Source organism: Mycolicibacterium sp. HS_4_1 (genome assembly GCF_054515875.1).
The window spans coordinates 3,228,937-3,249,412 of sequence record NZ_CM137261.1; the positions used below are offsets into that span (position 1 = coordinate 3,228,937).

The following is a 20,476-nucleotide window of genomic DNA, read 5'->3' on the forward strand; positions in this document are numbered from 1 at the left end:
TTGACGCTGAACTCAGGGCCCGGTTTTCCATTGAGCCTGTGCGCAGGTGGCGAAAAGTCGAGTAGAGGTCGCCGCGAGGACACCCGCCAGTGGCCTATCCACCCGCGGCGTCCGGGACAACCCCACTGCGACACTCACGTACCAGCTCGCGGTATGGCGGTCTACTTGCCGAACCCCGCCTTCCGCAGGGCCTCGGCCATCGAACCCGACGGTGCCGCCTCCCGGCGCCCACCGCCGTTGCCGCGCTGCGGATTACGGCCGCGGTCCTGATTCTGCCCGCGGTTCTGGCCACCGCCCTGGCCACCACCGTTGCCACCCCGGTTACCGCCATCGCGGCCACGCGACTGACCGCCACCGTCGCGGGCCCCACCGCCCTGCTCGGGCCGCTTGCCGTCCCGGGGACGCTGTGGGTCGTCGTTCAGCCGCAGGCTCAGGCCGATGCGCTGGCGCTCGACATCAACCTCGAGCACCTTGACCTTGACGACCTGGCCGGACTTGACCACCTCGTGCGGGTCCGAGACGAAGCGGTCGGCCATCGCCGAGACATGCACCAGGCCGTCCTGGTGCACACCCACATCGACGAAGGCACCGAACGCGGCGACATTCGTCACCACGCCCTCCAGCACCATGCCGACCTTGAGGTCGGACACCTTCTCGACACCGGCCGCGAAGGTCGCGGTGGAGAACGCGGGCCGCGGGTCGCGTCCGGGCTTCTCGAGTTCGCCCAGGATGTCGGTCACGGTCGGGATACCGAAGCGTTCGTCGGCGAAGTCGCCCGGCTTGAGCGAGCGCAGCTTGCGCTCGTCACCGATCAGCTCGGCGAGCGTGACGCCGGCGCGGTCGAGGATCCGGCGCACCACCGGGTAGGCCTCGGGATGCACACCGGAGGCGTCCAGCGGGTCGTCGCCTTCACGGATTCGCAAGAAGCCGGCGCACTGCTCAAAAGCCTTGGGCCCCAGGCGCGGAACATCCAGCAGACCGGTCCGGCTGCGGAACGGTCCGGTCTTGTCGCGGTGCGACACGATCGATTCGGCGAGGGACTCGGTCACGCCCGAAACCTTGGCCAGCAGTGGCACCGAGGCGGTGTTGAGGTCGACGCCGACGGCGTTCACCGCATCCTCGACCACCGCATCCAGGCTGCGCGCCAGGGTCCCGGGCGTCACGTCGTGCTGGTATTGCCCGACACCGATCGACTTCGGCTCGATCTTGACCAGTTCGGCGAGTGGGTCCTGCAGACGACGAGCGATCGAGACGGCGCCGCGCAGCGTGACATCCAGCTCGGGCAGCTCGTGGGCGGCGTAGGCGGACGCCGAGTACACCGACGCCCCGGCCTCGCTGACCATCGCCTTCGTCGGCAGCCGCTTCGGCCCGGACGCGCCCGCGGCCTTCAGGTCCGCGATGAGTTCGGTTGCCAGCGCATCGGTTTCGCGCGATGCGGTGCCGTTGCCGATGGCGATCAGCTCGACATTGTGCCGCGCCACGAGCGCAGCCAGCGTCGCCTTGGCGTCGTTCCACTTGTTCTGCGGCTGGTGCGGGAAGATGGCGCAGGTGTCGACGACCTTGCCGGTGCCGTCCACCACCGCGACCTTGACGCCGGTGCGGAAGCCGGGGTCCAGGCCCAGCGTGGCGCGGGTCCCGGCCGGTGCGGCCAGCAGCAGATCCTTGAGGTTCTTGGCGAACACCGCGACGGCGTCCTCCTCGGCGCGCTGGCGCAGCCGGATGCGCGCGTCGACGGCGGCCGAGAACATCAACTTGGTGCGCCAGGCCCAGCCGACCGTCGCGGTCAGCCACGGCGTGGCCGCCCCCCCGGCCCCCATGTCCACGCCGAGCGACTGGGCGATCATGGCCTGGTACAGCGTTTCGTCACCGCCGTCGAAGTTCAGCGACAGCGCTTCTTCCTTCTCACCGCGCAACACCGCGAGTACGCGGTGCGACGGCATGTCCTCCAGCGGCTCGGAGTACTCGAAGTAGTCGCGGAACTTCTGCGCGGCAGGACTTTTCGCCGCCTCCTCGGACCACGGCTTGGTGGTCAGGGTGCCGTCGGCCCAGAACTTTTCACGCACCGCACCGACCAGCTCGGCGTCCTCGGAAACCCGCTCCACCAGGATGTGGCGGGCGCCGTCGAGCGCGGCGGCGACGTCGGCCACTTCCGCACCGAGGAATTCGGCTGCGACTTCTTCCGGGTTCAGCGCCGGATCGGCGAGCAGCCGGTCGGCCAACGGCTCCAGCCCCGCCTCGCGGGCGATCTGTGCCTTGGTCCGGCGCTTGGGCTTGTACGGCAGGTAGATGTCCTCGACCCGCGACTTCGTCTCCGCCGCCAGCAGCGCCGCCTTCAGATCGTCGGTCAGCTTGCCCTGTTCTTCGATGGACGCCAGCACCGCGTCGCGCCGCTGATCGAGTTCGCGCAGGTAGCGCAGCCGCTCCTCGAGCGTGCGGAGCTGGCCGTCGTCCAGGCTGCCGGTGACTTCCTTGCGGTACCGGGCGATGAACGGCACGGTCGCGCCCTCGTCCAGCAGCCGGACCGCGGCGTCGACCTGACCTTCGGCGACGGCCAGCTCTTCGGCGAGGCGGGCGTTCACGGACTTGACGACAGACTTGACGCTCAAATTCACGGGCTGGACCCTACCCAATGCTGCCGACAGTGGTCGGCAGCGGCGAGTAAGTTTGCGCTATGCCTCAGCCGCTCCCGGCGCCTCGCGCGCCCGGCGACACCCGATAGCGCGTCATGAACCCCGACGTGCGCACCCTGTGGATGGTCGTCTCGATGACCACCCTGATTTTCGCGTTGCTGCATGTCTGGGTGGGCGCCGGTAAGCGCGGACACGCCGCGGTCCAGCTGTGGGGCGCGGGCAACTTCGCTGGTGCCCTCGGCGCGGGACTCCTGAGCGCCCGCGGACTGGTGCCCGAGGTGTTGTCGGTGACGGTGGCCAACGTCCTGATCGTCACCTGCTGGTCATTGATCTGGGGTGGCCTGTGCGCCTTCAACGAACAACCCATCCGCGTGCGGATGGTGGCCGCCGGGCCGCTGGCGGTCCTGGTCGCCTTCCAAGTCGTCCCGCCGTTCACCACCAGCATCCCAGCCGGCGTGTCCCTCACCGCCCTCGTGCTGGTCGGGTATTTCGCGCTGAGCGTCGTCGACGGCATCAAGGCCCAGCGCGTCGAGCGATTGGCGTCGCGGCGCATTCTCATCAGCCTCTACGTCGTCGCGGCTGCGGCGACGGTCGGGCGCTCGGTCAGCCTCCACCTCGATGCCGGTGCCGTGCAGTTCGCGACGACGGGTCCGGCGTTGTCGGTTCCCATGCTGTTCTTCGCTTTCGCCGTGATGGCCATCAACCTGTGCCTGTCGCTGATGGGGTGGGAACGGCTCGAGGATCAGTTGGCCGACGCGGCCATGCTCGACTCCCTCACCAGCACGCTCAATCGCGCCGGCTTCATGATCCAGGCGCAGCGGCTCGCCGAGGAATGCGTCGCGCGCCAGCTCCGGTGTTCGGTCATCGTGATGGACCTCGACGAGTTCAAGGCCGTCAACGACGTCTTCGGCCACGAGGCGGGCGACCGACTGCTGGCCGAATTCGCCTGCGTGGCGCGGTCGAACCTGCGCGGCGGCGACTTGCTGGCGCGGATCGGCGGTGAGGAGTTCTGCGCCATGCTGCCGGGCGTCGACGAAAGTCAGGCGGCGGTCATCGCCGACCGGCTCCGGGTGGCATTCGCGGCCGCCACGTTCAGCCATAACGACGTGGTCCTCGCCGGGACCGTGAGCATCGGGGTCTCGCAGCTCGGGCATAAGGCCGGGCTGCGGTCGGCTATCCGCCGCGCCGACGTCGCGATGTACGAGGCGAAGAACCGGGGCCGGGACCGCGTGATCCGCGCGTCGGCGGCGGGTAGCCGCGGCTGAGCCTTCGGGTCAGTACGTCCCGCAGTTCGGCGACGTGGGCTCACCGTTGAACCGCGCGGCGATCCACTGCATCGCGGGCTCGCCGTCGACCAGCATCGGCAAGGCGTGGTTGATCACCAGCTTGTTCAGGAACGGCGGCTCCTCGTTGGTGCGGAACTCGACGTCGGCGCCCTTGTCGCACCAGTCCCGGCCCAGCTGGTTCGCGGCGGTCCACGGCACCAGCGGGTCGTATCGGTTGCTGTTGATCAGTACCGGAGCGCCCGGCTTGTACTTGCCGAGCTTCTGCATGTCGAACAGCGTTTTGAAGGGCTCTTCCTCGATCAGCACGTTGATGTCCTCGGTGAAGTACGGCTGCAGGTGCCGGAACATGAAGTCGACGATCGTCTGCCCGACGCACTGTCGCGACACGCTCTCCAGCATGTCCTTGCCCCGCGGGGTGAGCTTCGACCGGATCAGATCGGCGAACTCCGGATACGCGTAGATCTCGCCGTTGAGCGCGTACCCGACGACACCGACCAGGGCGCTGCCGTCGGTGTACGGGAACAGTTCTTTGAGGTCGGCCACGGGCGCCCCGGCATACGTACCGACGACATGCAGTTCGGGTGCATAGGACGACGCCAGCTCGGCAGCCGCCGCCGCGGCGCCGCCGCCTTGCGAGTAGCCCCAGAAGGCAACCGGCCCATCGGGATCCAGTGAGGTGCCGGGGAGCTTCTTGGCGGCTCGAGCCGCGTCGAGCACCGCGGCGGCCTCGGCGACGCGGTTGACGTACGTGTGCATCCCGGGAGTGCCGAGGCCCTCGTAATCGGTCATCACGATCGCGAAGCCCCGGGCCACCATCGTGGCGATGAACGCTTCTTCGTAGTTGACCATGATGTCCCAGCCACCCGAATAGTGGATGCCCTGATTGAACTGCCGCGACGGCGCGCACTGGTTGCCCTGTCCCTGGGTGCCCACCGCGTAACTGATCAGCGGCCGCGGCCCCTTGCCCGGCCAGTCGTTGTACGGCTCGAAGTAGGTGCCGGTGACCGCAACCGGATTTCCGCGGGCGTCGGTGCTGCGGTACATGATTCGCGTTCCGGTGGCCATGATCGCGCCCAGCTGCCCGGACGGTTCGAGCACCAGCCGCGACGGCTCGGTCCGGATCAGATCGCCGGGCCGGCCCGGGGGCAGTGGATCGGGTGGCAGATAGAAGTCGGCGTACTGCGGCTCATCGCCGTCTGCGTGGGCCGCGGGCAGCCCGACAAGTAGTGAACCGAGAAGTAGACATGCGCCCAGAACGCCCCCGATGCGATACATAACGGGACAATAACAACGATGCTCTCGTAAATGAAATTGGTAATTCCAAATACCGAGAATTATGTTCTTGACAAACGTCTAGTGACGGGTCGCACAGACATTACCGGGAAGCGATCCACGCGGCCTGCCGTGCGGCCTGTGTCTGCCCTGGCGTGTCGCGCCGGAATCCGCGGGACATCACAACCTCCGGATACCCGCTAACGGCAGATTTGCCTTCCCACGCTGATTTACTGGCCATCGTTACTTCGACCCCGGAGATGAGCACTGATGGACGACGAGACGACGGCCGCCACGGACCCAGCGGACGGCCCGCCGGTGATCACCGCGCAGGGCCTCGGCGTCGTCGGTGAACACGGTCCACTCTTCTCCGACGTCACCCTGGAACTGAAGCCGGGGTTCCACGCCATCCAGATGCCCGGCGGACCGGCACAGCACACGCTCTTGCTCACGCTCGCCGGCAGGCTCAAGCCGACCAAGGGCACCGTCAGCGTGGGCGGAGCGACGAGACCGCGCGGCATCCGGCAGCACTGTGCCATCGCCGCATTCGCGGAGATCGACGATCTCGAGGAGACGGTGACGGTCCAGACGGTGCTCACCGAGCAGCGCCGCTGGGTGTCACCATTCCCGGCCTGGGTGCCGGTCCAGTCGGACACTCCCGAGATGGCGGCGGTCTTCGGCGACATTCCCCTGTTGTCGCCGAAGACCTTCATCATCGAACTGTCCGATCTCGAGCTCTTTCTGCTGCGCATCACGTTGGCCCTGATGTCCGACCGGCCCTTCCTGATAGTGGGCGACCTCGAGCAGGTGCGGGACAACGAACGCCGGGACCTCGCCGTGCAGCGCCTGGGCGCCCTCGCCGAACACCGAACCGTCGTCGTCGGGGTCACCAACCCGCTGGGTGACGACGCACCCGAACATGTGCTGCATGACCTCCGCATGCACACCGGAAAGGCCTGACCATGCTCGCTGGACTCGCATTCGGTTCTGAGATCAAGCGTTTCGGCCGCAGCCGCATGACGCGCGCCGCGATCGTCGTGCTGATGCTGCTGCCGCTGGTGTACGGCGCGCTGTATCTGTGGGCGTTCTGGGATCCGTTCGGTCAGGTCAACAAGATGCCGGTGGCCCTGGTGAACGCCGACCGCGGCGCCGTCGTCGAGGGTGTCCACGTGAACGCGGGCGACGAGATCGCCAGGAGCCTGACTGCCGATCACAGCCTGGACTGGCACGTGGTCAGCGACAAGGAAGCACGCGACGGCGTCGAGCACGGCAAGTTCTATTTCATGCTGGAGCTGCCGGAGAACTTCAGCGAGGCCGTCGCCTCGCCGGTCACGGGCAATCCCGAAAAAGCCCAGCTGATCGCGGTGTACAACGATGCCAACAACTACATCTCCTCGACCATCGGCCGCACCGCCACCAGCCAGGTGCTCAATGCGGTGTCCACCCGCATCTCGGGTCAGGCGGTCAATCAGATTCTGTCCGTGGTGGTTTCCTCCGGCACCGGCATCAAGCAGGCTGCCGACGGGGCGCAGAAGCTGGCCGACGGCGCGGCGCAGGTAGATGTCGGCGCAGGCAAGTTGGTCGGTGGTCTCGACGACGCCCGCAACGGCTCGGCCAAACTCTCCGCCGGGGCCAAGCAGCTGTCCGCCGGCATCAATCAGGCCACCGACCCGCTGCTGACAGTGACCAAGGCGCTGTCACAGGTCGGCGGAAGCACCGAGCAGTTGCAGCAGAGCGCGACAGCCCTGGAGCAGGCTGCCGATCAGGCCGGCGCCCTGGCCACCGCGCAGGACACGGCGGCAGCGGCGATCGGTTCGGTGATCCAACAACTTTCGGTGAACGAGGACCCGGTGTCGGTCGGCGCGGTGAATACCCTGCGCGGCGTCCAGGACCAGCTGAACGGCCATCAGTTCACGCCCCAGATCCGTCAGCAGATCACCGATGGACGCAACGCCGCCATCTCGATGACCGAGACCCTGCGCTCCCCCGGCAGCCCGCTGCGGACCGCGCTGGATCAGGTGGGCGGCAGCGGTCAGCAGCTCACCGACAAGCTGAACCAGTTGCGGAGCGGGGCCCAGCAGCTGGCCACCGGAAATGCGCAATTGGCCAGCGGCATCGTGCAACTCGACGACGGGGCACGCCAGCTCAAGTCCGGCACCGTCCAACTCAAGGACGGCAATCACGAACTGGCCACCAAGCTGGCGGACGGCGCCAAACAGGTGCCGAACTGGACCGAGCGGCAGAAGCAGGCCATCGCCGACACCATCGGTGGTCCGGTGAACCTGGAGTCCTCACACGAGAACGGTGCCCCCAACTTCGCCACCGGCATGGCTCCGTTCTTCCTCACACTGGCGCTGTTCTTCGGCGCGCTGGTGCTGTGGATGGTGTTGCGGCCCTTGCAGAACCGCCCGATCGCCGCTGAGGTGCTGGCCATCAGGGTGGTGCTGGCGAGCTACCTACCGGCGGCGGTCATCGCGCTGTTCCAGGCGATCATTCTGTACTGCGTCGTACGGTTCGGCCTCGGTATGCAGGTGTCGCATCCGGTCGCGATGCTGGGCTTCATGATGCTCATCTCGCTGGCCTTCGTGGCGGCGACGCAGGCCATCAATGCGCTCGTCGGACCGGCGGTCGGGCGCGTGTTGATCATGGCGCTGCTGATGCTGCAGATGGTCAGCGCCGGCGGTATGTATCCCGTCGAGACGACGTCCAGACCGTTCCAGGTGCTGCACAGATTCGACCCGATGACGTTCGGCGTCAACGGACTTCGCCAGCTGATCCTGGGTGGTATCGACAACCGGCTATGGCAGGCCATCATCGTGCTGGTTGCCATCTGGCTTGGCTCCCTTGGCATTTCGAGCCTCTGTGCCCGCCGCAACCGAACCTGGAACCTCATCCGGTTGCTGCCCGCCATCAAGATGTAGGGCAGAGCGTCTATCCCAGGCTGACGGTGCCGTCGGCGTTGATCCGCCAGTTCGGATTGTGCGCGATCTCCCAGATCACGCCATTGGGGTCCTGGATGTGCGCGTGGAACACCCCACCGAACTGCCCGGGCTGCGGCGGCTTGAGTGTGGTGCCACCCGCGGCGGTCATCGCGGCCGCGAGTTCGACGACCGCGTCCGGGCTGTCGACGTTGTGCGCCAACGTGATTCCGCTGACCTGTGAGTGGTCGGCCGCCTGCGCGAGGTCAGCGTTGAACTTCTCCGCGAGGAAAAAGGCGAGTAGTTGACCCGGCGCCGACTGGTAGAAGATGATCTCTCCTGGCACATCGAGCGTCGGGGCCCAGCCGAGCGCGGCATAGAACTGGCGCGTGGCATCCAGGTCAACCGTGGCCAGGGTGAAGAAGTGCAGTTGCTGCTTCATGGCCCCAGGCTACGTAGTCCTGCCGACACTGCTCGCGGTGGTCAATCAGAGCAAACAGATGCCGGCGACGAGGAGGGCGACGACCTTGATCAACTCCAGCGCCACGTAGACGTAGTGACCGCGGGAGCGTGGCCCGACACGGCCGGCCAGCACTTCGTCCGATCGGCGATTCAACCTGGGCCGTACGACGAGCAGCTGTGCCGCGAGCGCCGTCACGGCCACGACGAACGCGGCCGTGACGGGCACCGAAGGCCGACTCGCCAAGACCGACAGCACAATTCCCGCCGCGAATACCAGCTCGACCATGTTGAGCGCGCGGAATACCAGGCGCCCGATCCCGAGCCCGATCTGCAGCGTGACGTTCGGAGCCCGGAATTTCAGCGGCGCCTCCAGGAAGGAGATCGCGAGCACCATCCCCAACCAGACGAACGTGATGGCGACCTGGATCGCTGTCGGAGTAGTCATCGGCTGCGAGGCTAGACGGCCAGCGGGCTGAACGCTTCGAACCAGATGCGCTCTCGCGGTATCCCGGCCGCCCCGAGCTGCCGGACCGCCTCTTCCATGAACGGTGTCGGGCCGCAGATGTAGACGTTGGATCCGGACGGGAAGTCGACGGCGCTCAGGTCGATTCGGCCGCGCCGGTCCGGTTCGGTCAACGGATAGTCGTCGGGCAGCCCGTCGTACCACGTGTGCAGCGTGGCACCGGGAATCTGGTCGACCAGATCGGCAAGTTCGGCGCGGTGGGCGTGACTGGCGCGGGTGCGATCACAGTGCACCACCGTCACGGGGCGTCCCGGCTGCTCTGCCGCGATGAAGTAGAGCATGCCCAGTACCGGGGTGATCCCGATGCCCGCCGAGATCAGCAGCAGAGGCGTGTCTGCGGGACTGTCCAGGGCGATGTCGCCGAACGGGTGCGACACCTGAAGCACATCGCCTTCGAACACGTACTCGTGCAGGTACGACGACACCGCGCCGTCACGACGCACAGAGATGCGCCACCGGTCGTCGGCACCTGCGTGCGACAAGCTGTACTGACGAATCTGACGAGCCCCGTCGGGCAGTTGCACGGCCACCGAAATGTACTGTCCCGGAGTGAAGGCGGGGAGTTTCCCGCCATCGACGGCGGCCAGCCCGAAGGCCACCGTCAGCGGCGACTGCTGCACCCGGTCCACCACCTTGACCGGCATCCAGACATGCTCCGGATCCGTGCCGGCCGCCTCGTACAGCTCCTGTTCCCGACCGATCAGCAGGTCGGCCATCGACCAGTAGACCGCCGTCCACGCCTCGGCGACGTCGGCCGTGACGACGTCTGCGCCGAGCACCTCGACGATCGCCGCGAACAGGTGCTCGTAGACCACCGGATACTGCTCAGGTGCCACACCGAGGGACGCGTGTTTGTGGGCGATCCGCTCAATGACGTCGGCGCCGGGGGCATCCGGGTCGACCAGCAGCGTCGCGTACATGGCGACCGATCCCGCCAGCGCCTTCTGCTGCGATCCGTTGGCCTGATTGCCGCGGTTGAACAGATCACGCTCCAACTCGGGATGCGCCGCGAACAACCGGCGGTAGAAAACCGGGGTGATCTCTCCGATCGCACCACCGACCACCGGCAATGTTGCTTTGACGACCTCGGCGTGGGCCGGGGACAAAAGCGACGGCGACAAAAGCGATGTAGACGACATGGCAGAACCTTTCACTGCGTTGTGAGTGCGCTGGCGCGACCTGGCTCGAAGAATTCCCGATGCCCGTCCTCCACCTGTCAAGCAGGCTATTTAAATAAGCATCATCGATGCAAGTATTACCGATGGTGACCTACGACACACCGTAGTACCCACAAATCGCCGTGGGTGGACTCCGAGCTTCGAATTGATCAACGCTGACAATGTTTGACCGCGCCCCAGGGCGGCAATGAACTGGATATGTTGACTAACAAGATCATTCCCCTGTTGGCAGCCGGCGCGTTCGCATCGGCCGGCGTGGCCGCTCCGTTCGTATCAGCCGACATCGTGTCGAGCACGGTGGGCGCCCATCCGGTGCTGACCAGTTACCCGCTGCAGCCCGCCGATGATCCCGGCCCCGGGCCGGGCGGCGGCGGTTGCGTCAACGGCCAGTGTGGTTCCGGCGGCGTGAACGGCGGTCCCGGAGGCGGCCCGGGAGGTGCCGGCTGCGTACCCACCCAGTTCGGCACGGCGTGCGGTTCCGGTGGCACCAACGCTGGTCCAGGTGGCATGCCCGGCGGCAGCGGCTGCGTTCCTGGAGTCGGCTGCGGCGGTGGCCACGGATAGTTATCGGTGAGCCCCGCCTGGACAACAGGCGGTCGACGCCACTGGTGCGCTCGGGGCGAAAGTCTTTGCCGCACAGGCACGTCGAGAAAGTCGGCCGCCACGGTCGCATCCGCATCTACTTCACCGGCCCAGCGCTGATTCTCCCCGTCACTCCAAACGGCGCGGAGAATCAGCCCTGTGCCGTCACGCCGGAGCGCAGTCAACTCTGCGCCGCCACCTGCTCTCGGATCTCGCGCAGCGTCCGCTCCAGGATCCGCGAGACGTGCATCTGCGAGACGCCGATCGTATCGGCGATCTGACGTTGGGTCTTGGATGCGAAGAATCGCAGGTAGAGAATTCGTTGTTCGCGCGGCGGGAGCGCCTCGAGCACGGGCTTCACCGACTCCCGATCAGTGATTCGCTCGAACCCGTCGTCGACGTCGCCGAGCAGATCAGCGATCGACTGGGGGTTGTCGTCATTGTCGACCACAGGCGTGTCGAGTGATTGCGGCTGATAGGCATTGGCCGCCAGCAGTCCTTCGACGATCCGTTCCGGGGCAACGCTCAGCGCCTCGGCGAGTTCACCGGCATTCGGCGACCGACCCAAGCGCTGCGTCAATTCTGTTGTCACGCCCTTGATTTGCTGACGGATGTCGCGAATGCTCCTGGGCACATGGACTTTCCAGCCGTAGTCACGGAAGTGGCGCCGGAGCTCGCCCATGATGGTCGGGACCGCGAACGCCACGAATCCCGCGCCGTTGTCGGGGTCGAAACGGTTGACCGCTTGGATCAGACCGACGCGGGCGACCTGGACCAGGTCGTCGATGTTCTCTCCCCTGCCATCGAAATGACGCGCCAGCCGGTCCGCCAACGGGCAGCACCGCAACACGATGTTGTCGCGCTGCCGAATGAACTCGTCGGACGCTGCCGGACGGGCCCGCAGCTCTGCCACCATGGCGGGGACATCCGCATATTCATCTGAGTAACGGGCGCCTTCAGGTAAGCGCTTCTCCAGCAACAAGGTTGACATGAACGTGCCTTCCCAGGCCCACAACACGCATCGGGAAAATCAACTCACCAGCGACTCCCGGCGATGTGGCATGCATGTTGTTTCCACCAATCACGTGGACCGGCAATCTGCCGTCGCTGATCGCCACCCACGGTGTCCATTGCGCCGCGCCCTGATCTGGACCGCGGCCGCACACCGGACAGGAAGCTTTCAGCTGCCGTCGCTTCGGTCTAAGCAACTGCGCCGTGGCGGCGCTGTCATCGACCATACCGCCGATCGGATCGGAGCACCACCGCCAGGCCCGCTGCGAACAGCAATAATCCCTGGTCAGACGTGAAAAAGTGAATCGTTAGAACAGGTTTCACCGATTGCCGCCCAGGGTATGCAGACCACCGACGACAGCAACAGACGAAAAGCCGGACGGGAAGCAATTTGCAGATGGCGGTGTGCGTTACGTGCGGAACAGATTGCGACCAGGCGTTCACCGTCAACTGGAACGGCCGCCGTGCCACCTTTGACTGCATCGAGTGCATGGCCACAATGGTGGCCGCGATGTGTCGGCACTGCGGATGCCGAATCTTGGGCCACCCGGTGCGAATCGATGACCGCCGATACTGCTGCGACCACTGCGCCAAGGCCGGCGAGACCGGCGCCGAACCCTCGGCAAGCAGCGAACGTTGGCAATTCGGGCTGCGCCCCGTCGGGCCCGTGCCGAACGATTGATGCAGTGCTGGTTTCAACCCGCCGTGCACCGGGTCACCACCGTGCTCCACGGCAGGAGGCGACAACGCCGCCCATGTCGCGTACGCCGTAACGGAATGGCCGATCAGGCAGCACAATTCGTCATGGGCAAGCGGGGCCGCTCCACGCCGCAACCACGCGTCGAGCAGTCTGCGTCCCGGTGATCACCGGTCCGTCAACAGCGGAAATTCCTCGGCTTCGACGCGCTGGGTGTGGTCCTCGGTGGCCTGCCGCAGGTGGGTGAGCGCTGCCTCGAATTCTGCTGACGCCAGGTCCAGCTGCCGTATGTGGTCCAGCTGCTCCTTGGTCTCATCTACCTCGTCTTGCAATGACTCGACCACCTGCCCGCGCCGCACCCGGGGGTGAACCAGCAGCTCCTCGCTCACTTCCTGCGCGGTCAGTCCGGCAACACCTCACCGCTGCCGTCCTCGGGTGGCCAGTGTTGTCCCTGTGACGCGGCGCCGGGGTCGGTGTAGTCACCGCGCGACAGCGGCACCCACTGCTCGCTGGCAGCGGCCTGTTCGGCGGGGAAATCTTCGAGATCGCCGAACGGCTGCGCGTCCCACATCGCGAAAGTCAGCGGCGTGCGGAGCCAGCTGTACAGCAGCAGATAGGTCGCCTCGAGCGAATCGAGATGCGTGCGCTCCCAGCCGTGGCTGCCGTCGAGCCCGAACCCCACGAGCGCCGCACGGGTGGCCGCGCCGGCTTCGATGGCTGCCGCAACGTCCGATCGGTAGTACCGGAAAATGTCGCGCGCGTGGGTAATTCCTTTTTCCTGGGCCAACTTGCACAACTTGCGGGTCAGGTAATAGTCGAACGGTCCGTGCATATCGGCCATCGGAATGGTGACGCCGTGCTCTAGGGACTGCTGGCCGGGCGCACACACCGCGTTGTCCACGGACACCAGTTCCGCGACATCCGGCGGCAGGCCGTGACTGGCGCCGTGGCCGACCTCCTCAGTGATGGTCACCATGAGCGTTGTCCGGTGCGGCAGCACGATGTTGCGCTGGGCGACGACCTTGGCCAGCGTCAGGGCGATGGCCACGCCGGCCTTGCCGTCGAGGTGCCGGGAGACGACGAAACCGTCTTCGGTCAGCTCCGGGCTGGCCACCAGGGCGACGAAATCGCCGACGTTCAAGCCCAGCCGTTCGAGATCCGCGCGTGACTGCACACTGCGGTCCACCCGCACTTCCACGTCGTCCCAGCTGGTTGGCTGAGTGTCGATCTCGTCACCGAACGCATGACCACTGGCCTTCAGTGGCATGACGGTTCCGGTGAAGAACTGATCGTTGTCGTCGGGCAGGATCCGGACCCGGGCGCCGGTAGCAAAACGGGCCGAGAAGGTGCCGACCGGAACGAGCGCCAGCCGGCCGTTGTCCTTGAGCTCGCGCACCATGCAGCCGATGGTGTCGGCGTGCACCACGATGGCCCGGTCGGTGGTCTGCGACCGTCCTGGCAGCTCGGCGATCAGGGCGCCACGGCGGGTCAGCGTGAACGGCACGCCGAGCTTGGTCAGGGTCTGGCCGATCAGTTGCATCACCGCATCGGTGCGCCCCGACGGGCTCGGCGTCTGCAACAACGCCAACAGCGTGTCGACCATCCAGCCACGGTCATCCGCCGACATGTGCAAGTTTTCGGCATCGTCGGGCTCAGCCATCATCCCTCCAATTCACCGGCACCTTGTGCAACAACGACATTCGAACTTTCTGGGGTCACTCAGTGCTGCTCGATCGGATCAGGATGCCACGCCCACGGAGTGGCCGCGGTGCGCGGGAACAGCAGATCGATGAACGCCTGGGCGGTCGGACGCGGCTCGTGATTCGCCAGGCCCGGACGCTCGTTCGCCTCGATGAAGACGTACTCCTCACCGCGCACCGTCGGCACGATCAGATCGATTCCGGTCACCGGAATCTCGATGGCCTCCGCCGCTTCCACGGCCACTTTCGCCAGCATCGGATTGAGCTCGTCGGTGACGTCGTGAATGGTGCCACCAGTGTGCAGATTCGCGGTGTGACGCACGATCAGTCGCTCGTTGGCCGGCAGTACATCGTCCAACTGCCAGCCTTCCTTGTGCACGGTGTCCGCGGTGACGCTGTCCAACGGGATCACCGATTCACCGTGCGTGGCCACCGACCGGCGCCGGCTCTGCGCTTCGATCAGCTGGCGGATGGTGTGGGTACCGGTGCCGATCACCTCGGGCGGCTGGCGGATGGCTGCGGCGATCACCTTGCCGCCGATGACGATGATCCGCAGATCCTCACCCTCGCAGCGCTCTTCGATGAGAACGTCGGGGCAATGCTGTACGGCGAGTTCGATGGCACGGTTCAGCTCGTCGGCTCCGGTGACCCCGACGGTGATGCCGGATCCCTGTTCTCCCCGGGTCGGCTTGACGACGGCCGTGCCCACCTTCTCCAGAAAGCGGCAGTCCTCGTCCGTGAAGGTCGCCGTGCACCCTTCCGGTATGCGGATACCCGCGTCGGCGACGACGGCGCGAGCAATGCGCTTGTCATCGCACCGGCTCATCGCCACGGCACTGGTCAGCTCGGACAGCGATTCCCGGGTGACGATGCTCGTGCCGCCGTGGGTGAGCCGCAGGTAGCCGGCCTGCGCGTCGAGCACGTCCACCGCGATACCGCGCAGGATCGACTCGTCGGCGATGATGCGCGCATACGGATTCAGTTGGGCCAGTTCCTCTTCCGGTTTCACCGGGGCGAACAGCGGTTCGTTGATGGCGTTCTTGCGCTTGATCCCGAGAACTGCAGGCACCCGGGTGAAGCCGATGCGCTCGTACAGCGCGATGGCGCCGCCGTTGTCATGCAGCACCGACAGATCCATCTGGGCCCGGCCGCGCCGGATGAACTCCTCGATCAGCGAGCGCACGAGCAGGCCGCCGGTGCCGGGGCGCGCCGCGACCGGCTCGACTGCCAGGCACCACAAACTGGAGCCGTTCTCGGGATCGCCGAACAACTGCGCGTGATCGATGCCCGTGACCGTACCGACGATCTGGCCGCTCTGATCGTCGATGGCGACCAGGTAAACCACCTGCGGCGCGGACTGGCTGTTGGCCCACATCAGGTCGCTGTCCGCCGGCACCATATGGCACCGCGAGTAGATGTGGTTGATCGCGACACAGTCCTCGAACGAATTCACCTGGCGCACCGACAATCCCGGGACATCGGGCGGCTGGTACTGCATGGGCTTCGTCAGGTCGAGCCGGTAGGTGAAACTTGGGTCGATGAAGAACTCGTGCGGGTGCAGGGCCACGAAGACGTGCGGCGCATCGAGATACATCCCGATGTCTCGGCGCCCGCTGGCTTCCTCGCGCAGGGCGACACCGAATTCGGCGGGGTCGCCGAACGTCTGGCCGAAGACCAGCCGTCCCCACCCGAGATCCTGGACGACGCCGACCGCGGTGCTGCCGGCGCTGCCCTTGCCCGTGGTCATGACCGGGCCGCCCCGTCAACGTGCTGGGCGAGCCAGAGTTCCAGTAAACCGATCTGCCACAACGGATTCCCGCGCAGCGGGGTGAGACTGCCATTTGGATCGCGGAACATCTCGGTGACCACCTCCGGTGCGAACAGGCCACGGTCGCGCGCGGCCCGGCTGTGCAGTGCGTCGCGGACCAGGTCCAGGTAGGGCCCGGCGAGGTGCTTGAGCGCGGGCACCGGAAAATAACCCTTGGGCCGGTCGATGACCTCGGCCGGGATGACCTTGCGCGCAGCGTCTTTCAGCACACCTTTGCCGCCCTGCGCGGTCTTGAACTCCGGCGGACAGGTCGCTGCCAATTCGACGAGGTCGTGGTCGAGGAACGGCACCCGGCCTTCCAATCCCCAGGCCATGGTCATGTTGTCGACCCGTTTGACCGGGTCGTCGACGAGCATGACGGTGGTGTCCAGCCGCAGCGCCCTGTCGGTGGCGGTGGCCGCACCGGGATGGGTGAAATTCTGCAGGACGAACGCCCCCGCAGAATCGTGCTCGAGTTGCCACTGCGGCTGCAGTAGCCGGTTGACCGCGTCGTGGCTGCGGTCGAAGAATGCACTCCGGTAGCGCTGCAGCGCGTCGGCCGGATCGTTGTCCATTGCGCCGGCCATCGGCGGATACCAGTGATAACCGGCGAAAATCTCGTCGGCCCCCTGCCCGGACTGCACGACCTTCACGTGCTGGCTGACTTCCTGCGACAGCAGGTAGAACGCCACGCAGTCGTGGCTCATCATCGGCTCGCTCATGGCGTCGATGGCACCCGAGAGTGCGGGCAGCATGCGTGACGAGTCGACGCGGATCTGGTGGTGGTCGGTGTCGAACTGGCGGGCGATGACGTCCGAGTACTTGAACTCGTCGCCCTCCTCCCCGCCCGCGGCTTCGAACCCGATGGAGAACGTGGCCAGGCCGTGCTGGCCGGCCTCGGCGAGCAAGCCGACGATCAAGCTGGAGTCCAGACCACCGGAGAGCAGGCAGCCCACCGGCACATCGGCGACCAGTCGGCGTTCGACCGCGGTGCGCAGTGCCGCCAGCACGGCGTCCCGCCAGTCGTTCTCGGTCCAGTCGGCCCGCTCCAGCGACCGCTCGAAAATCGGTTCCCAATAGGTCGTTTCGGTGCGCCTGCCATCGCGTTCGATGCGCATCATGGTGCCCGGTGCCAGCTTCTGCACACCGCGCAGGATGGTGCGCGGAGCAGGCACGACCGAGTGAAAGCTCAGATAGTGTTGCAGGGCAACCGGATCGAGATCGGTATCGACCCCACCCCCGGCGACCAGCGCCGGTAGTGACGACGCGAACCGCACCGCTCCCCCGGCGGCCTCGCACCAGTACAGGGGCTTGACCCCCAAGCGGTCGCGCGCCAGCAGCACCCGTCCCGTTTCCATCTCCGCGACGGCGAACGCGAACATTCCGTAGAGGTGCTCGACGACCCGTTCGCCCCACTCCTGGTACCCCTTCAGCACCACCTCGGTGTCACTGTGGGAGAAGAAGCGGTACCCCTTGCCCGAAAGCTCCTGGCGCAGCTGGGGATAGTTGTAGATGCAGCCGTTGAACACGACGGTGAGCCCGAGCTCCGGATCATGCATGGGTTGATGTCCGTGACTGGACAGATCGATGATGGCCAGACGCCGGTGGCCAAGCGCCACCCCGTCCCGTACCCACAAGCCGCTACTGTCCGGGCCCCGCGATGCCAAACGGTCGGTCATGGCAGCCACTGCCGCCAGATCAGCACCACGGCCCCAGGCGATTTCGCCGGCAATGCCGCACATGGTGGAAGTCAGCTCCCTTGGTGGACGTCTCCGGTGCCACCGTACCCGATGTTCACCGTCGACGTGATGATCAATCAAATATCTACTGCTGCACTATGTTTGCTCGCACTGGATTCAGCGATCCGATTGACGGTCCGGAAAGTGCCCGGCCCGAAAGTCCTACACCGGCTGCATCAGCTGCTATTTTTCGTTTATTTCCAATCGATTTCGGTGACAGAAGTCCGGTTAGTCGGCTACCGACTGTCGCGGTAGCCGACTAACCTCGTCAAAATGTCTGTGCCACCACCCTATTGGCGAGTGGATTACGAGACAGCGATGCTGTACTCCGTCGTCGTCGTCGTCGTCGCTGTCGCCGCCGCGTCCCGCGCATTCTGCGTACGGACCATCACCGCCAGCGCCCCCAGCACCATCGCCGCTCCCGCACCGATGGCCACCAGGCGCCGCATCCACCGTATTGAGTTGTACCTCGAGTCCGTCAAGGACTACTCCCCTCCTGGCTTCGCTCAATCGACCTCAATCAACCGAGGACGGCAGACCGGCTCCGCCCTCGGCCGACACATACCCGGGAATGCCGGCGGCTAAACCCCGGAACCGCAACTCCCAGGCACACTGGTCGGGTGATCGATTTCCGCGGGTACCTGCTGGTCGCCGCCCTGCTCGCAACAACTGCGCTCACTCTGGTCCTCGGCATCACCGATCCGGAGGCGCACTTTTCCTACCCGACCTTGTTCTTGGTGTGGAACATGTTCCTGGCCTGGATTCCGATGCTGTTCGCCGCCGCCTTCGCCGCGGTGTCCCGGCGCTCGTGGCTGCCGCCGCTCGGTCTGGGCTGGCTGGCTTTCCTGCCGAACGCGCCGTATCTGGTCACCGACCTGGTACATCTGGGGGGACGTGACGAACTCTGGCGCCACGTGCTGCAGTTCGGCTTCGCCGCCTGGACCGGAATCCTGCTCGGCGTGGTGTCGTTGTTGCTGGTCCACAAGCGCATCGATCACGAGTTCGGTCCCGCATGGGGTTGGCTGACCGTGATCGTGTCCGTGGGGTTGTGCGCGGTCGGTGTCGTGATCGGCCGGTTTCAGCGGTGGAATTCCTGGGATCTGGTCACCCGGCCGAACGCCGTGGTAGCGGAGACATTCGAGTGGGTCCGCTCGCCACTGTCCTACGTGCAGTCCACCGGCGTGGGGCTGGCGGTTGCCGCGTTCTTCGGTTTGGCGTACCTCACCATCTGGGCACTCAACGGCTTGCGCCTCAGCGCGAATCCAGGAAGGTGATGACCGCCAGCACCCGGCGGTGATCCTCACCGGTGTCGGGCAGATTCAGCTTGCTGAGGATGCTGCGCACGTGCTTCTCGACGGTACCTTCGGTCACCCAGAGCTGATGGCCGATGCCGGCGTTCGACCGGCCCTCGGCCATGAGCGCCAGCACCTCGTGCTCACGCTCGGTCAACACGGCCAGCGGGTCGTGACGGCGCTGTGCCGCGAACAGTTCCTGCACGAGGGCGGGGTCTACCACCGACGCGCCATTGGTGATGCGGTGCAGCGTCTCCAGGAAGTCGGATACATCGATGACTCGGCTCTTGAGCAGGTAACCGATGCGCTGGCCACCGCCGAGCAGCTCCATCGCATGCTCGACATCGACGTGCGCCGACAGCACCAGGATCGCGACATCCGGTAACTCGCCGCGGATAACCTTGGCGGCGTCCAGCCCCTCGGTCGTATGCGTCGGCGGCATCCGGATGTCCGTCACCACCAGGTCAGGCACGGTCTCCCTGACCAAGGTGAGCAACTCGCCGCTGTCACTCGCCTGTCCGACCACGGAGAAACCCGCTCCCGTCAGCAGGCTCGCCACGCCTTCCCGGAGCAGCACGTCGTCGTCCGCGACGACGACCCGCGTCCCCTCCTTCACGCCTACTGCGTCCACATACGTCCCGTTCATCTCGACCCGATAGCCGCCGCGGGCGTCAGACGCCGGACGTGCCGCTCAGTGCGTTCATCTTGCCTCGCCGTCGGCGGGCGTCGCTCGCGGTCCTGTGAATCAGCCCCGGACGCGCTGACAGGCGGCTCGCATAGCAGCTAGCCCTACCGCCGAATTGGGCGCTGGCAGTGACGACGGGGACGACATTCCGGAGCAATGTGAATACCAGCCGAACACGGCCAACCGAAGTCACCCGAACACCGAAAGCTGGTAGAAGACAATGCGTATCACTCGCACCCGGATCATCCCGCTGGCCGCGACGGCAGCCGCCGCACTGGCCATCGTCGCCGCACCGACCGCGGCGGCCGCCACCCTGCCCACAGGAACCACCGTCACCCAGAGCAACGGCAACGCCCAGATCGTGGCGACGCCGGGTCCGGCCGCCCAGCAGGCCGGCCAATTGCAGCAGCCCTTCGGCGGCGACTACGGATTCCTGCTGTTCCGCAACCACTGACCTGACCCTGAACCCACCCACCGAGCCGAAAGCGAGCACCGATCATGAAGAACACCCTGAAGCGCGTCACCGTGTGGTTGTCCATCGCCGCGGTCGGCGGGGCACTCGTGGTGGCACCGGTCGCCGCCGCAGACACCAACCCGACCGTCCCCGATGGCACCGATTCCTACAGCCAGCACCAGAACGGCGAACACAACTCGAATGCGCCGGCAGGCCACGTCGACCAGTCGTTCTGACGCT

The 20,476-nt window shown here is 66.1% G+C and carries 20 protein-coding genes; 7 read left to right on the plus strand and 13 right to left on the minus strand.

Annotation, left to right across the window (positions count from 1 at the left end; genetic code table 11):
• Window positions 1-161: 161 nt before the first annotated feature.
• Window positions 162-2,612 carry a Tex family protein gene (locus ACX12F_RS15460; RefSeq protein ID WP_459365431.1) on the minus strand — a complete coding sequence of 817 codons (2,451 nt, stop codon included), beginning with the start codon at window positions 2,610-2,612 and terminating at the stop codon, window positions 162-164.
• Window positions 2,613-2,764: 152 nt separating this feature from the next.
• Between ACX12F_RS15460 and ACX12F_RS15465 the strand changes: the two genes are divergently transcribed.
• Complete coding sequence (locus tag ACX12F_RS15465) at window positions 2,765-3,895, plus strand: GGDEF domain-containing protein (protein WP_459365432.1); 1,131 nt, start codon at window positions 2,765-2,767, stop codon at window positions 3,893-3,895.
• A gap of 9 nt (window positions 3,896-3,904) precedes the next feature.
• On the opposite strand, the gene ACX12F_RS15470 is transcribed toward ACX12F_RS15465, so the two are convergent.
• Complete coding sequence (locus ACX12F_RS15470) at window positions 3,905-5,191, minus strand: lipase family protein (protein WP_459365433.1); 1,287 nt, start codon at window positions 5,189-5,191, stop codon at window positions 3,905-3,907.
• A gap of 267 nt (window positions 5,192-5,458) precedes the next feature.
• Here ACX12F_RS15470 and ACX12F_RS15475 point away from each other — a divergent pair, with 267 nt between their 5' ends.
• Window positions 5,459-6,148: a P-loop NTPase family protein gene (locus ACX12F_RS15475; RefSeq protein ID WP_459365434.1), complete on the plus strand. Its 690-nt coding sequence runs from the start codon at window positions 5,459-5,461 to the stop codon at window positions 6,146-6,148.
• Between the two features lie 2 nt (window positions 6,149-6,150).
• A complete protein-coding gene (locus tag ACX12F_RS15480) occupies window positions 6,151-8,109 on the plus strand; it encodes a YhgE/Pip family protein (RefSeq protein WP_459365435.1) in 1,959 nt (652 codons plus the stop codon).
• A gap of 10 nt (window positions 8,110-8,119) precedes the next feature.
• On the opposite strand, the gene ACX12F_RS15485 is transcribed toward ACX12F_RS15480, so the two are convergent.
• The 3 genes from ACX12F_RS15485 to ACX12F_RS15495 are packed head-to-tail and all read right to left on the minus strand — an operon-like array spanning window position 8,120 to window position 10,230.
• Complete coding sequence (locus ACX12F_RS15485; protein WP_459365436.1) at window positions 8,120-8,548, minus strand: VOC family protein; 429 nt, start codon at window positions 8,546-8,548, stop codon at window positions 8,120-8,122.
• 45 nt (window positions 8,549-8,593) lie between these two features.
• Window positions 8,594-9,013, minus strand: coding sequence for a hypothetical protein (locus ACX12F_RS15490; RefSeq protein ID WP_459365437.1), 420 nt, complete (start codon window positions 9,011-9,013; stop codon window positions 8,594-8,596).
• 11 nt (window positions 9,014-9,024) lie between these two features.
• Window positions 9,025-10,230 (minus strand): globin domain-containing protein, encoded by a 1,206-nt coding sequence (locus ACX12F_RS15495; RefSeq protein ID WP_459365438.1) that lies wholly within the window; start codon window positions 10,228-10,230, stop codon window positions 9,025-9,027.
• 237 nt (window positions 10,231-10,467) lie between these two features.
• On the opposite strand from ACX12F_RS15495, the gene ACX12F_RS15500 reads away from it, so the two are divergent.
• Window positions 10,468-10,833 carry a PE-PGRS family protein gene (locus ACX12F_RS15500; protein ID WP_459365439.1) on the plus strand — a complete coding sequence of 122 codons (366 nt, stop codon included), beginning with the start codon at window positions 10,468-10,470 and terminating at the stop codon, window positions 10,831-10,833.
• Window positions 10,834-11,032: 199 nt separating this feature from the next.
• Here the strand turns inward: ACX12F_RS15500 and ACX12F_RS15505 are convergent, their stop codons facing one another.
• The 7 genes from ACX12F_RS15505 to ACX12F_RS15535 form a co-directional block, all read right to left on the minus strand.
• The gene (locus tag ACX12F_RS15505) at window positions 11,033-11,842 is read right to left on the minus strand and encodes a SigB/SigF/SigG family RNA polymerase sigma factor (RefSeq protein WP_459365440.1); all 810 of its coding nucleotides are present in this window, start codon (window positions 11,840-11,842) and stop codon (window positions 11,033-11,035) included.
• Entirely contained in the window at window positions 11,808-12,089 is a 282-nt protein-coding gene (locus ACX12F_RS15510) for a hypothetical protein (protein WP_459365441.1), read from the minus strand. The genes ACX12F_RS15505 and ACX12F_RS15510 overlap by 35 nt, the downstream gene beginning before the upstream one ends.
• 637 nt (window positions 12,090-12,726) lie before the next feature.
• A complete protein-coding gene (locus ACX12F_RS15515) occupies window positions 12,727-12,948 on the minus strand; it encodes a hypothetical protein (RefSeq protein ID WP_459365442.1) in 222 nt (73 codons plus the stop codon).
• Window positions 12,949-12,959: 11 nt separating this feature from the next.
• Window positions 12,960-14,222, minus strand: coding sequence for an osmoprotectant NAGGN system M42 family peptidase (locus ACX12F_RS15520; protein WP_459365443.1), 1,263 nt, complete (start codon window positions 14,220-14,222; stop codon window positions 12,960-12,962).
• 56 nt (window positions 14,223-14,278) lie between these two features.
• Entirely contained in the window at window positions 14,279-16,006 is a 1,728-nt protein-coding gene (gene ngg, locus ACX12F_RS15525; RefSeq protein WP_459365444.1) for an N-acetylglutaminylglutamine synthetase, read from the minus strand.
• Window positions 16,003-17,808: an N-acetylglutaminylglutamine amidotransferase gene (locus ACX12F_RS15530; RefSeq protein WP_459365445.1), complete on the minus strand. Its 1,806-nt coding sequence runs from the start codon at window positions 17,806-17,808 to the stop codon at window positions 16,003-16,005. Before ACX12F_RS15530 ends, ngg begins: the two co-directional genes overlap by 4 nt.
• Before the next feature lie 302 nt (window positions 17,809-18,110).
• The gene (locus ACX12F_RS15535) at window positions 18,111-18,254 is read right to left on the minus strand and encodes a hypothetical protein (protein WP_459365446.1); all 144 of its coding nucleotides are present in this window, start codon (window positions 18,252-18,254) and stop codon (window positions 18,111-18,113) included.
• 171 nt (window positions 18,255-18,425) lie between these two features.
• Here ACX12F_RS15535 and ACX12F_RS15540 point away from each other — a divergent pair, with 171 nt between their 5' ends.
• Window positions 18,426-19,079 (plus strand): DUF1361 domain-containing protein, encoded by a 654-nt coding sequence (locus ACX12F_RS15540; protein ID WP_459365447.1) that lies wholly within the window; start codon window positions 18,426-18,428, stop codon window positions 19,077-19,079.
• Here the strand turns inward: ACX12F_RS15540 and ACX12F_RS15545 are convergent.
• A complete protein-coding gene (locus ACX12F_RS15545) occupies window positions 19,057-19,743 on the minus strand; it encodes a response regulator (RefSeq protein WP_459365448.1) in 687 nt (228 codons plus the stop codon). The two genes, ACX12F_RS15540 and ACX12F_RS15545, sit on opposite strands and share 23 nt — an antisense overlap.
• Window positions 19,744-20,002: 259 nt before the next feature.
• On the opposite strand from ACX12F_RS15545, the gene ACX12F_RS15550 reads away from it, so the two are divergent.
• Both ACX12F_RS15550 and ACX12F_RS15555 read left to right on the plus strand, forming a co-directional pair.
• Complete coding sequence (locus tag ACX12F_RS15550; RefSeq protein ID WP_459365449.1) at window positions 20,003-20,236, plus strand: hypothetical protein; 234 nt, start codon at window positions 20,003-20,005, stop codon at window positions 20,234-20,236.
• A gap of 44 nt (window positions 20,237-20,280) precedes the next feature.
• On the plus strand, window positions 20,281-20,472 hold the full coding sequence (locus tag ACX12F_RS15555; protein ID WP_459365450.1) for a hypothetical protein: 192 nt from the start codon (window positions 20,281-20,283) through the stop codon (window positions 20,470-20,472).
• Window positions 20,473-20,476 lie beyond the last annotated feature (4 nt).